The organism is Roseburia sp. AF42-8, assembly GCF_003435965.1.
GTDB classification, from domain to species: Bacteria; Bacillota; Clostridia; order Lachnospirales; family Lachnospiraceae; genus Roseburia_C; species Roseburia_C amylophila.
The window spans coordinates 102074-115265 of record NZ_QTVB01000004.1; the positions used below are offsets into that span (position 1 = coordinate 102074).

Consider the following 13192-nt stretch of genomic DNA (forward strand, 5'->3'; position numbering starts at 1 on the left):
TAATCAGATATGATGATTAAAATAGATGCAATTGTGCGGGAAGAAAAATTCGAAGATGTAAAAGCAGCATTAAATGCCATCGGAGTCAACGGTATTACGGTATCGCAGGTTATGGGCTGCGGTGTGCAGAGAGGATATAAAGAAATCGTCCGGGGCATGGAAGTGGCAGTGCAGATGCTTCCGAAAATTAAATTTGAAATCGTAGTATCTTCCGAAGAATGGGAACAGAAAACCATCGAAGCCATACAGAAGGCAGCCTTTACCGGGGAGGTCGGCGATGGCAAAATCTTCAGCTATGAGATTCGCTCCGCCCAGAAAATCCGTACCGGAGAGACCGGCTATGACGCATTACAGAGCAACGATTAAAGGAGGGATAGATTAAAAAAGTAATACAAAATTGATTAAATTTAGACCTTGACATTAAATTTAAAAGGGAGTAAAAACAATAATTAAATAATTCATATGAGGAGGAATTTGAAAATGAATGGTTTAGTTATTGTATTAATAGCCATCGTATTGTTGGCTGCCGGTTATTTACTTTATGGACGCTGGCTGGCTAAGAAATGGGGAATCGACCCGAAAGCTGAAACCCCTGCAGTAAAATATGAAGACGGAGAGGACTTTGTTCCTTCATCCAGATTTACCGTATTCTCACATCAGTTCTCATCTATCGCTGGTGCAGGCCCTGTAACGGGACCAATCCTTGCCAGTGTGTTCGGATGGGTACCTGTATTCTTATGGATAGTAGTTGGTGGATTGTTCTTCGGAGCAGTACAGGACTTCGGTGCTCTGTACGCATCAGTTAAGAATGAGGGAAAATCCATGGGTATGATTATTGAAAAGTACATTGGTAAGATGGGAAGAAAACTTTTCATGTTATTCTGCTGGTTATTTACCCTTTTGGTAATCGCAGCATTTACAGATATGGTTGCCGGAACCTTCAATGCATATCCGGCAGGTGATGGTAATGCTGTATATGCTAACGGTGCAGCAGCAACCGTTTCCATGTTATTTATTGGTGTTGCAGTTATCCTTGGTATTATCTTAAAGAAAGCACCAAAGATGAACGAAATCGTAAAAGGTATCGTTGCAATTGCATTAATCGTAGTAATGTTTGCAGTAGGTATGAAACTTCCAATCTATACCAATAAGACCATGTGGATCTACATTATCATGATTTACTTATTCTTAGCATCGGTACTTCCAATGTGGCTTTTGATGCAGCCAAGAGATTATATGACAACCTTTATGCTTCTTGGTATGATTATTGGCGCAGTTGTTGGTGTAGTAGTTGCACATCCTGCAATGCAGTTAAATGCATTTAACGGATTCGTTTTAACCGGAGCAGACGGAAGCAAATCTTATCTGTTCCCGACCTTATTTGTAACCATTGCCTGCGGTGCTGTTTCCGGATTCCACAGTCTGGTATCTTCTGAGACATCATCTAAGACCATCCGCAATGAAAAAGATATGCCTATGGTTGGTTATGGTGCAATGGTAGTAGAGTCATTACTTGGAATTATCGTATTGGTCGTTGTTGGTGCAGTAGCTGTAAATGGTACAAAACCAGATGGAACACCATTTGCAATCTTCTCATCCGGTGTTGCCGGTTTCCTTGAAATGTTAGGTGTACCAAATGATGTGGCAACTGTATTTATGACCATGTGTGTATCTGCATTAGCACTTACTTCACTGGATTCTGTAGCACGTATCGGAAGAATGTCCTTCCAGGAATTATTCTATGAGGATACAACAGACCCTGCAAAAATGGGTGGTGTCCGCAGAGTATTAACCAATAAATATTTCGCAACAATCGTAACCTTATTCTTTGGATACTTATTAACACTGGGCGGATACAACAATGTATGGCCGCTGTTTGGTTCTGCAAACCAGTTACTTGCAGCACTTGTTCTGATTGCACTGGCTGTATTCTTAAAGACTACCGGACGTACCGGCTGGACACTGTATGTACCAATGGTAAGCATGCTGGCAGTAACTTTTACTGCACTGGTTCAGAAATTCATTGCACTGGTAAGCAATGTAATGAATGGAACTGCAGTATTCTTAGTAGATGGTTTGCAGCTCGTTGTTGCAGTTCTTCTGATGGTATTAGGTGTTATGGTAGCAGCAAGCTGCTTTACCAAACTGTTAAAGACCAAAAAACAGGAAGAAGCATAAATTGAATAGAAATTAAATTGAAATTTTTAAATGGAAATTACATTTACTTCTTTTCAAATGGGGAAAAATAAGATACAATCTTGAGTTATGAGATAGTAAAGGAGCAAATGACGATGATTAAGGTAGTTAAATTTGGTGGAAGTTCACTTGCAAGTGCAACACAGTTTGCAAAAGTAGGCAGGATTATCACATCAGACCCGGAACGCCGCTATGTTGTACCAAGTGCACCGGGAAAACGAAATTCCAAAGATACCAAGGTAACAGATATGTTATATGCATGTTATGCTCTGGCGGAAAATGATGAGGATTTCGATAAGGAATTAAAAAAGATTGCAGAACGTTATGATTCCATTATTAACGGACTGAACTTAAAGCTTTCTCTGAAAGATGAGTTTGAAGTAATTGCGAAGAACTTTGCAGCTAAGGCAGGTTCTGATTATGCAGCTTCCAGAGGCGAATATTTAAATGGAATTGTAATGTCGAACTATTTAGGCTATGAATTTGTGGATGCGGCAGAAGTAATCTTCTTTGATAAAGATGGTAACTTTGATGCAGACAAGACAGATAAAGTGTTGAGCAAACGTCTTTCCAAGGTTGAACGTGCTGTAGTTCCTGGATTTTATGGTTCCATGCCGGACGGAAGTGTTAAGACCTTCTCCAGAGGCGGCTCTGACATTACAGGATCTATTGTTGCAAAGGCTGTTCATGCTACAGCATATGAGAACTGGACGGATGTTTCCGGTTTCCTGATTGCAGACCCAAGAATTATTGACAATCCGGAACCAATTAAAGTAATTACATACCGTGAGTTAAGAGAACTTTCCTACATGGGAGCAAGCGTATTACATGAAGATGCAGTATTCCCGGTCCGTAAAGCCGGTATTCCAATCAACATCCGTAATACCAATGCACCGGAAGATGAGGGAACATGGATTGTGGAAACAACCTGTCACCAGTCCAAATATACCATTACCGGTATTGCCGGAAAGAAAGGCTTCGTATCTGTAAATATTGATAAAGATATGATGAATTCAGAAGTTGGTTTTGGACGTAAAGTGCTTTCTGCATTTGAAGAAAACGGTATTAATTTTGAACATATGCCATCTGGTATTGATACCATGACCGTATTTGTACATCAGCCGGAATTTGAAGGCAAGGAACAGGCAGTTGTATCTGCAATTCACCGCCTTGCAAAGCCGGACAGCGTAGAATTAGAGTCTAACATCGCCCTGATTGCAGTTGTAGGACGCGGTATGCGTTCCACCAGAGGAACATCCGGAAGAATCTTCTCAGCACTGGCACATGCAAATGTCAATGTTAAGATGATTGACCAGGGGTCATCTGAGTTAAATATTATCATTGGAGTAAGTAATTCTGATTTTGAAAATGCCATCAAGGCAATTTACGATATTTTCGTAACAACGCAGTTATAAGAAAATATATAAAGAAGATGTAGAAAAAGAGACCTGTTATTTTGCAGGTCTTTTTTTGCTTTACAGGAAATTGCTTTCCTGTAAAGTAAAAAACGCTCCGTGAGGATGCACACTGCGGCGTATAAGGTAGATGCCGCAAGCGACCGTCGCAGGCACGAGAATGTGGGATAAATGTCTGGTAAATAAATTTAAAGAGTTTCATAAAAAGCAGGTGGAAAGTCGGAATATTTGTGGTAAAATAAAAGAAATATGCTGGAGGGAACATAATGGAAGAACTGGGTAATATTGCAGTCTTTTTAGCTGGATGGAATAGTGAATATCAGACCAGATTAATCAATGGTATTATTCGTAAGGCAAAGGAAGCAAACTATGCAATCTCTATTTTTACCTGTCAGGCAGGGAGTGAGATTTCGGACAAGCATGTGCTTGGAGAAAATAAAATATATTCGCTGGCTAATCTTTCGCGTTTTGATGGCGTAATTTTTGCGACCAATACAATTTGGGAGAAAACAACAAAAGAGGAAATTATTCGAAGAATACATCACGCTGGCATTCCTGCAGTAAGCTTTGAGGAAAAGGTAGAAGGCTTAAGCCTGATTGGAATAGATAATTATAAGGCAATGCGGGAGATGGTAGAACATGTTGACAGTCATGGCTATCATCCGATTCATTTTGTAGCTGCAAATGCAACAAATGAAGAGAGTAATATCCGCCAGAAGGCATTTGAAGATTTTGTGAAAGAAAAGAACTATTCTGCAGAAGATTATGCGGTATGGCATGGGGATTTTTCCTTTGACAGTGGCGTACAGGTAGTGGATGCCATGGAAGAGGCTGGAAGGATGCCACGGGCACTTTGCTGTGCCAATGATGAGATGGCATTAGGTGCCTGCAACCGTTTGAAACAGTTGGGATATCAGGTGCCACAGGACATAGCAGTAACAGGATTTGATGGCTCTTATGATACCCGGCGCTATATTCCGGGAATTACTACGGTAGACAGACCCAAGGAGACACTGGGATATACCGCTATGCAGTTGCTTTTGCAGGAAATTGAGACAGGGAAGAAACAGAAACTGATTTTGACATCACGTGTTGCAGTGGATGAAAGCTGTGGCTGTGTTTTAGAGGACAAAAAGCGTGTGGCATCTGCGATAGAGACGTTATACCTTGAAAAAAAAGAAAATGAAAAATATACTTATCAGATACACAATATGGAAGATGAGATGATGGAGTGCGAATCATTGGAAGAATTAATCTTCTGTATCCGTCAGAATATTGGAAAGTTTACGACAGAGGATGTATATCTGTGCCTGAATAAGAGTATTTATTATGAGATGACCGGCCGTGGTAACAGCATTTTACGTAACCGCACAATTACCCGGGATTATGAAAACAAGATATACATAACCAAATTAAATAATGAGGACGGCATGCCGGAATTTTATTCTTTTACCAGTGAGCAGATGTTCCCGGCAATGTGGAATGGCAGAGGTTCAGGGGAATATCTCTATATGCCGGTTCATTTCAGGGATAATTGCCTGGGATATATGATACTGACCGGTACATTGGATACAAAACATATTCCAAATTATTATGTCTGGATTCGTAATATCAGTAATGCATTGGAAAAGTTAAAGAATGTATCAGAACTTCGGAATGCTGCCCGTAACATTGATAATATGGCAGTCCGCGACAGCCTGACAGGAGTTTATAACCGGATGGGAATCAACCGTTTTGTGGTAGATATGGTAAAACAGGCAAATACCAGCAGACGTCGATTGTTATTTATCTTTGCTGATATGGATGGGTTAAAGAAAATCAATGATGAGTTTGGTCATGAAGCGGGTGACCAGGCAATCTGCCTTGCAGCAGAGGCATTGCAGGAGGCGTTCTGTGAAAAGGAACTGATTATCCGTTATGGAGGGGACGAATTCTTAGTGGTTTCTGATGCTTTAAGCTGGGAACAGGCTGAAGAAAAGAAAGCTCAGATAACAGCCTTGTTAAAGCAGTGGCAGAGGGATGAGAAGCTGCCGTACCGTCTGTCTATGAGTATTGGTTATTACCAGAAGGAGCCGGATACCGAGGCATCCATGGAACAGTATATTAACTGGGCAGATGAGCGAATGTATGAGATGAAATGTAAGAACCGTGAGCAGCGAAAATAAATAATAAGTATAAAAAGCATGAAAGGCATTGGAGCAGAAAAATTTCCTGTTCCGATGCCTTTTTGACAGTTGCAATGCATCTGCAGGTTAAGCCATTTGATTTACAGTTTTATAGCGGTAAATCATTTCTGCATGCTGCTGTTCTTCCGTCTGGATATGGTTTAAAATCTGACGGACTTTTGGAGAAGCAAAGCTGAATAAATCGTTGTTGTATGCAGAAGATACATACTTTTCACTGGAAATGGAATCGCTGCACAATAATGCATCGTGCTTCTTGTCGGCATTTTCACTGGATGCATGGTAAGCAGCGTTTGGCTGATAGTTCTTCGGGGCAGCAATACCAACATCAGGCGTATCACCGGAAAGCAGACTGCTGATGGTGTCATAGTGTTCTGCTTCTTCTTTCTGAATGACCTCAAATAATTGTTTTAATTCAGGGTCTTTTGCTTCGCTGCTGTAAAAGGCATATTTGTCGCGGCAAAGTTCTTCCTGCTGTTTTAAATCATTTAACAGCATAGTCTCTTGTTCGGTTAAAATCATTTTGTCATCACCTCATCCGTAATATAACCCGAAAGGAGTATTTTTATACAAATTATGCGAAAAAAAAGATAGAATTATTGATTGCACTTGATAACTATGCTATGCTAAAGTGTATTTAACCATTTAAATTGGAATCAAAAGAGAATAGGAGCGAACAAAAATGTTAGACCAGATTAACAGCATTCTTGGTAAAATTGATAATTTTGTCTGGGGTGTACCACTTATTGTATTGATCCTTCTGGTGGGAATTTTTCTTACCATCCGCCTGAAGGGACTTCAGATTAGAAAATTACCATTAGCAGTAAAATATTTGTTTGAAAATGAAAAGAGTGGCGAATCCGGCGAAGTATCCAGTTTTGCAGCACTTTGCACTGCATTATCAGCAACCATAGGAACCGGAAATATTGTCGGAGTAGCAACTGCATTGGTAGAAGGTGGTCCGGGTGCGTTATTCTGGATGTGGATAGCAGCACTGGTTGGAACTGCCACAAAATATAGTGAGTGTCTACTGGCAATCAAGTACCGTGTGGTGGCAGAAGATGGTCATATCATCGGCGGACCATTCTATTATATTGAAAATGGAATGGGATCAAAGTGGAAATGGCTTGGAAAATTATTTGCCTTCTTTGGTGTAGGTGTAGGCTTATTTGGAATCGGAACCTTTACACAGATTAATGGTATTACCAGTGCAGTAAAGGGTTTCTTTGACCCGGATACCACCTGGACAGTTGACCTCTTTGGAAGAACTTATTCCTGGACTGTAATTATTGCAGGTATTATTCTTACCATCTGTGTGGCGCTTGTTATCATCGGTGGAATTAAGAGAATCTCTACAGTATCACAGGTCATTGTACCATTTATGGCACTGACTTATGTGGTTGTTGTATTAATTATTATTGTGATGCATATTACAGAGGTTCCAGCAGCATTTGCAACTATTATAAAGAGTGCCTTTGGATTTAAGGCGGTAGCCGGTGGTGCAATGGGAAGTATTATTGTAGCAATGCAGAAAGGTATTGCCCGTGGTATTTTCTCAAATGAAGCAGGACTTGGTAGTGCACCAATCGCGGCTGCAGCAGCCCAGACCGATTATCCGGTAAAACAGGGACTGGTTTCCATGCTTGGAACTGTAATTGATACACTGATTATCTGTACCATGACAGGTCTTGCAATCGTACTTACCGGTGCATGGGACATGGGCTTGGAAGGTGTTGCTGTTACAACCAAGGCATTCCAGCTCGGACTTCCGTTCCCAAATCAGGTAGCATCCTTTATCCTGATGGTATGTCTGGTATTCTTTGCATTTACCACAATCTTAGGATGGGATTATTACAGTGAGCGCTGTCTGGAGTATCTGACCGGACATAAGAAGGCTGTTGTAAAAGCATACCGCTGGTTATACATCTTAGCGGTATTTATCGGACCGTTTATGACAGTATCTGCTGTATGGACCATTGCAGATATTTTCAACGGACTGATGGCTCTGCCGAACCTGATTGCAGTTACTGCATTGAGCGGTGTGGTTGTGGCTGAAACCAAAGTTTATATGGATGGATTAAAAAAGATAAGATTCAGCCATAGAAAGATGGGAAAAAGGGAATATTAGATTATCGTTAATTAGGAGCAGGTACAGTGAGAAAGTTATTGCGTTTTTTAAAGGATTACAAAAAAGAGAGCATTTTAAGTCCATTATTTAAATTATTAGAGGCATCCTTTGAATTGTTTGTGCCTTTGGTTATGGCAGCAATCATTGATACCGGTATTGGCAATAAAGATGGCGGATTCATCTTGAAAATGTGTGGAATCTTGATTTTGCTGGCATTAGTGGGACTGACCTGTTCCATTACTGCACAGTATTTTGCAGCAAAAGCGGCAGTAGGTTTTGCAACTAAGGTACGTCATGCATTATTTGACCATATTCAGAAATTGTCCTATACAGAGATGGATACCGCAGGAACGGATACCATGATTACCAGAATGACCAGTGATATCAATCAGGCACAGTCCGGTGTCAATATGGTACTCCGTCTGTTTTTGCGTTCTCCTTTTATTGTATTTGGTGCCATGATTATGGCATTTACCATTGACGTAAAGGCAGCGCTTATCTTTGTGGTAACGATTCCTGTTTTATCCGTTGTGGTATTTGGAATTATGATAATTACAATTCCGTTGTTCCGCCGGGTGCAGGCATCTTTAGATAAAGTCCTTGGAGTAACAAGGGAGAATCTGACCGGAAGCCGTGTTATCCGTGCCTTTAATAAAGAGCAGGAAGAAATTGCAGATTTTGATGAGAGTAATGAGAGGCTGACGGATGTACAGCTCTTCGTAGGAAAAATTTCAGCATTGATGAATCCGCTTACCTATATTATCATCAACGTGGCACTGGTTATTCTTATCTGGACAGGTGCAATTCAGGTAAATATCGGAAAGATTTCCCAGGGTGAAGTAGTAGCATTGGTAAACTATATGTCCCAGATTCTGGTGGAATTAGTAAAGCTTGCAAACCTGATTATTACGGTAACCAAGGCAATTGCCTGTGGAAACCGCGTGCAGAGTATTTTTGAGATGGAGACTTCCCTGGTGGATGGAAATGGAAGCAAAAAGGAAGATACCGGATATACCGTAGAATTCCGCAATGTTTCCATGCGTTATAAAGGTGCCGGAGCAGATACCTTAACCGGCATTGATTTTAAAGCAAAGCCAGGAGATACCATTGGTATTATCGGTGGAACCGGTTCCGGGAAGTCCTCTGTGGTCAATCTGATTCCTCGTTTCTATGATGTCACGGAGGGACAGGTTATGGTAGATGGCATGGATGTCCGGGAATATAAGATTACGGATTTAAGAGATAAGATTGGTATTGTGCCGCAGAAAGCAGTGCTGTTTGCGGGAACCGTCCGAAGCAATCTTGCCTGGGGCAAAGAGGATGCGACGGAAGAAGAGATGCAGCAGGCACTTTCCGTTGCACAGGCAGCAGAAGTTGTAGATAAGAAAGACGGTAAGCTGGATGCGGAAGTAGAACAGGGTGGAAAGAATTTCTCCGGTGGACAAAAGCAGCGTCTTACAATTGCCAGAGCACTGGTAAAACAGCCGGAAATCCTTATCATGGACGACAGCTCATCTGCACTGGATTATGCTACCGATGCTAAACTGCGTCAGGCAATTCATAATATGCCAAACCGTCCGACCGTATTTATCGTATCACAGCGTGCCGCATCCATTATGTATGCCGATAAGATTATCGTATTAGATGATGGAACTGTTGCAGGAACCGGCACCCATGAAGAATTGTTAAAGGATTGCAGCGTATATCAGGAAATCTATTATTCGCAGTTTAAGAGGACGGAAGGAGGACACTGATATGAAAAAGGAATCAAGACAGAAGGAAACCCTTGGAAGAATCCTTAAGTATATGAAAAAGTACTGGTTATTCTTAGGTTTGTCCATTGCATTAGCGGTGCTCAGTGTAATTTTAACCTTATACATTCCGATTCTTACCGGAGATGCCATTGATTATATCGTAGACAAAGGAAAAGTGGATTTTACTTATATTACACCGATCCTTAAGAAAATGGTGGTAGTCATTCTGATTACGGCAGCTGCCCAGTGGATTATGAATGTCTGCAACAATAAGATGACTTATAATATTGTCCGGGATATCCGTAAGGATGCTATCCGCAAAATAGAGATTCTTCCACTGAAATATTTAGACGCTCATTCCTACGGTGAAATAGTCAGCCGCGTAATTGCGGATGTAGACCAGTTCGCAGACGGACTTCTAATGGGTTTTACCCAGTTGTTTACCGGTGTGGTAACAATTGTCGGAACATTAGGCTTTATGTTGAGCGTCAATGTAAAGATTACGGCAGTGGTAGTATTTTTAACACCGTTGTCTTTTGTGGTAGCAGGATTCATTGCAAAGAAAACATTCTCCATGTTTAAGCTGCAGTCGGAAACAAGAGGAGAGCAGACTGCTTTAATCGATGAAATGATTGGAAACCAGAAAATTGTCCAGGCATTTTCCCATGAAGATGAGGCGTTGGAAAGTTTCGATGAAATTAATGGAAGACTGGAAAAATATTCCCTTCGTGCCTTATTCTTTTCCAGCATTACCAATCCGAGTACCCGTTTTATCAATGCGTTAGTTTATGCAGGTGTTGGCGTGTTTGGCGCAGTTTCAGCTATCCATGGTGGAATCAGTGTTGGGCAGTTATCCTGTTTCTTAAGTTATGCAAATCAGTATACGAAGCCTTTTAATGAGATTTCCGGTGTCGTAACTGAGTTACAGAATGCACTGGCTTGTGCAGCAAGAGTATTTGAGCTGATTGATGAAGAGGCACAGGTACCGGATGCAGAAGATGCAGTGGTATTAGAGGAAGTAAAGGGAGATGTGGATTTAGAGCATGTTTACTTCTCTTATGAGCCGGGGCAGAAGCTGATTGAGGATTTTAATCTCCATGTCAATCCGGGTGAGCGTGTGGCAATTGTCGGACCGACCGGATGCGGTAAGACAACATTGATTAATCTTCTGATGCGGTTCTATGATGTCAACAGCGGAATCATCCGTGTCAGCGGCGTGCCGGTTAAAGATATGACAAGAAGCAGCCTGCGCAGCAGCTATGGTATGGTATTGCAGGAAACCTGGTTAAAGGAGGGAACCATTCGTGAGAACATCTGTATGGGAAAACCGGATGCTACCGATGAAGAAATCATGGAGGCAGCAAAAGCTTCCCATGCCCATAATTTTATCAAACGTCTGCCCAAGGGCTATGATACGGTAATTGCAGAGGACGGTGGCAATCTTTCCCAGGGACAGAAACAGCTTCTTTGCATTGCCAGAGTTATGCTTTGCCTGCCGCCAATGCTGATTTTGGATGAAGCAACTTCATCGATTGACACACGAACTGAGATGAAGATTCAGGAAGCTTTTGGCCGGATGATGAAGGGAAGAACCAGTTTTATCGTTGCCCATCGTCTGTCTACCATTGAAGAGGCAGACATTATTCTGGTTATGAAAGACGGACATATTATCGAACAGGGCAATCATGAAGAACTGCTTCGGAAGAACGGCTTCTATGCAGCCCTTTATAACAGCCAGTTCGTACAGTCATAGAATTGATTTATAGTGTTACATGTTGTAACAGCATTTCGTACGTTACCCCAAGTTCCGGATTAAAATTCCATGGAACGAGAGCTGCCTGGCAGCCGGGGTAACGTTTTTTGATGTCTAAAATGCATTCCATGGCGCCGCTTATGGGAGAATCATTAAGGGAAGAAGTCCGTTCATTTCCAAAGAAAGCGTCTTTCCCGGTAGAAAGCAAAATGGTATCATTAACCCGTTTTACAATCTTATCGGTCTGTGAGGCAATATATTCCGTTACCCGTTCATCCTGCCAGCGAAAGCTTTCTGCAATGGTATCCCAGATCCATGCAGCCATATTATTAAGCTGGCTGTGAAGACCAAAAGCTACAGAATAATCAAAAGCATGACTGCCATAGCGTATGACATGCTTTTTGGCTTTCTCATAAGTCTGATGCAGATATGCCAGTGCCGTACTGACCGGAAGCTCCGTATCAATGGATGCACCAAAGAGCTTTTTCTGCTCAAAGAGTGTATCACAGAATTTTTCGTAATCACTGCCGTATAAACCGGTAAGATTGCATTCGTCAAGGTGAATGGTAGGATAAGATTCCAACTGATAGCGTTTAAGAGCCTGTTTCATGGCAGGAAGATTATTATCAATTAAAGTAATCGATGAAAAGTGTCCGGCAAGTAGCGATAAATCCCAGTCGTTACAACCGCCGGCACCAAAGATGGCAAGGGAGCTGTCAGCAGCAGTAGAGGCAATCAGATAATTGCTGATGGCATTGCGATAATCTGTCCAGTCTTCGTAGGCGTGGGGCAGAAACTGTTTTTGCAAGAGGTCTTCGTAAAGTGACATGGGATACTCCTTTCATTATGTGTATCAGAACGGTTGGTATAAATGTGGTTATTTTTGATGCTGAGAGGGAAAGAACATTTTCCAAGTAGCTGCAGCAGATATGGCTTTCCTACCACCATAACAGACCACATTTATACAAACTGGTTTGCCTTCTCGTCATATTCATAGTCGATGGCGGAAAGCTTATTGCAAAGCTCGTTCCTCGAAAGATTTAAGGCAGAGCAGAGTTCGTCCAAGGTAGGGTAGAAGTCCCGAAGCTGTGTGTTGATGTAACTTAATAACATGACTGGGTCATTTGGTATATTCATGGTGTAATGTCTCCTTTATCATTGATTGCATAGGCGCTTGTGAAAGGGGAGGGAGGATTTCCTGATAAAAAAGTTTTAAGGCATTCGTGGCACATTTGATTTTAAGATGATGAAATGCCACAGTTCTAAGTAGCCCATTTTTCTTTTTCGGATAAAAACAGTCTTTTCCATGTTTAACAGAATATTGGTACTGTCCGTCAAAGTACGGATGCCTTTTAAGGGCTGTTAGGGGCACTTGGAATTTCGTCTGGCAACAGGCAACGCTGGTGCAGGGATGTACCAGCGAGGCACATTTGAACATGGATGTGAATATGTGCCGGTTGCCAGATGAAATCAGAATTATGCCGAAATTCCTAGTGCCCCTTGCAGACATTATGTGGCATCCGCTTTTGACAGACAGTGCCGATATTCTGTCAAAGCAAGTGAAAAGACAGTTTATAATAAAGAAAAATGGACTACTAAGAACAGTTGGCATTTCACATCCAAAAAAATCAAACGTACATCGAATGCCACAAAATTTCTTTATCCTTAAAAACTCTCCCCATTCGCAAGTACCTATGGATTATTCAGGTATATGCCCAATTTTAGTCTAAAATTTATCGGCTGACAACCTGAAATTAATATAG

10 protein-coding genes are annotated in these 13192 nt (G+C 41.5%); 7 read left to right on the forward strand and 3 right to left on the reverse strand.

Annotated features, from left to right (window positions below):
- Positions 1-9 precede the first annotated feature (9 nt).
- From DW059_RS03060 to DW059_RS03075, 4 genes are all read left to right on the forward strand, one after another.
- Entirely contained in the window at positions 10-366 is a 357-nt protein-coding gene (locus DW059_RS03060; RefSeq protein ID WP_022243940.1) for a P-II family nitrogen regulator, read from the forward strand.
- A gap of 114 nt (positions 367-480) precedes the next feature.
- Positions 481-2178, forward strand: coding sequence for a carbon starvation CstA family protein (locus DW059_RS03065; RefSeq protein ID WP_117697582.1), 1698 nt, complete (start codon positions 481-483; stop codon positions 2176-2178).
- 113 nt (positions 2179-2291) lie between these two features.
- Positions 2292-3611 carry an aspartate kinase gene (locus tag DW059_RS03070; RefSeq protein WP_117697584.1) on the forward strand — a complete coding sequence of 440 codons (1320 nt, stop codon included), beginning with the start codon at positions 2292-2294 and terminating at the stop codon, positions 3609-3611.
- Positions 3612-3877: 266 nt separating this feature from the next.
- Complete coding sequence (locus tag DW059_RS03075; RefSeq protein WP_117697586.1) at positions 3878-5776, forward strand: diguanylate cyclase; 1899 nt, start codon at positions 3878-3880, stop codon at positions 5774-5776.
- Positions 5777-5863: 87 nt separating this feature from the next.
- Here the strand turns inward: DW059_RS03075 and DW059_RS03080 are convergent, their stop codons facing one another.
- On the reverse strand, positions 5864-6316 hold the full coding sequence (locus tag DW059_RS03080; RefSeq protein ID WP_117697588.1) for a ferritin-like domain-containing protein: 453 nt from the start codon (positions 6314-6316) through the stop codon (positions 5864-5866).
- A 160-nt stretch (positions 6317-6476) separates the two neighbouring features.
- On the opposite strand from DW059_RS03080, the gene DW059_RS03085 reads away from it, so the two are divergent.
- From DW059_RS03085 to DW059_RS03095, 3 genes are read left to right on the forward strand one after another with little or no spacing between them, the layout of a single operon-like run.
- Positions 6477-7922 carry an alanine/glycine:cation symporter family protein gene (locus DW059_RS03085; RefSeq protein WP_117697590.1) on the forward strand — a complete coding sequence of 482 codons (1446 nt, stop codon included), beginning with the start codon at positions 6477-6479 and terminating at the stop codon, positions 7920-7922.
- Between the two features lie 26 nt (positions 7923-7948).
- Positions 7949-9676, forward strand: a complete 1728-nt coding sequence (locus DW059_RS03090) for an ABC transporter ATP-binding protein (protein ID WP_117697592.1) — start codon at positions 7949-7951, stop codon at positions 9674-9676.
- A gap of 1 nt (position 9677) precedes the next feature.
- Positions 9678-11429 carry an ABC transporter ATP-binding protein gene (locus DW059_RS03095; protein WP_117697594.1) on the forward strand — a complete coding sequence of 584 codons (1752 nt, stop codon included), beginning with the start codon at positions 9678-9680 and terminating at the stop codon, positions 11427-11429.
- Between the two features lie 7 nt (positions 11430-11436).
- On the opposite strand, the gene DW059_RS03100 is transcribed toward DW059_RS03095, so the two are convergent.
- A complete protein-coding gene (locus DW059_RS03100) occupies positions 11437-12258 on the reverse strand; it encodes a hypothetical protein (RefSeq protein WP_117697596.1) in 822 nt (273 codons plus the stop codon).
- A 131-nt stretch (positions 12259-12389) separates the two neighbouring features.
- The gene (locus DW059_RS03105) at positions 12390-12566 is read right to left on the reverse strand and encodes a DUF4250 domain-containing protein (RefSeq protein WP_117697598.1); all 177 of its coding nucleotides are present in this window, start codon (positions 12564-12566) and stop codon (positions 12390-12392) included.
- Between the last annotated feature and the right edge of the window lie 626 nt (positions 12567-13192).

Bases quoted from the DNA above. Each gene is read 5' to 3' on its own strand.
- DW059_RS03080 (WP_117697588.1), bottom strand. From the start codon at position 6,316: ATGATTTTAACCGAACAAGAGACTATGCTGTTAAATGATTTAAAACAG.
- DW059_RS03100 (WP_117697596.1), bottom strand. From the start codon at position 12,258: ATGTCACTTTACGAAGACCTCTTGCAAAAACAGTTTCTGCCCCACGCC.
- DW059_RS03105 (WP_117697598.1), bottom strand. From the start codon at position 12,566: ATGAATATACCAAATGACCCAGTCATGTTATTAAGTTACATCAACACA.
- DW059_RS03085 (WP_117697590.1), top strand. From the start codon at position 6,477: ATGTTAGACCAGATTAACAGCATTCTTGGTAAAATTGATAATTTTGTC.
- DW059_RS03060 (WP_022243940.1), top strand. From the start codon at position 10: ATGATGATTAAAATAGATGCAATTGTGCGGGAAGAAAAATTCGAAGAT.
- DW059_RS03075 (WP_117697586.1), top strand. From the start codon at position 3,878: ATGGAAGAACTGGGTAATATTGCAGTCTTTTTAGCTGGATGGAATAGT.
- DW059_RS03065 (WP_117697582.1), top strand. From the start codon at position 481: ATGAATGGTTTAGTTATTGTATTAATAGCCATCGTATTGTTGGCTGCC.
- DW059_RS03070 (WP_117697584.1), top strand. From the start codon at position 2,292: ATGATTAAGGTAGTTAAATTTGGTGGAAGTTCACTTGCAAGTGCAACA.
- DW059_RS03095 (WP_117697594.1), top strand. From the start codon at position 9,678: ATGAAAAAGGAATCAAGACAGAAGGAAACCCTTGGAAGAATCCTTAAG.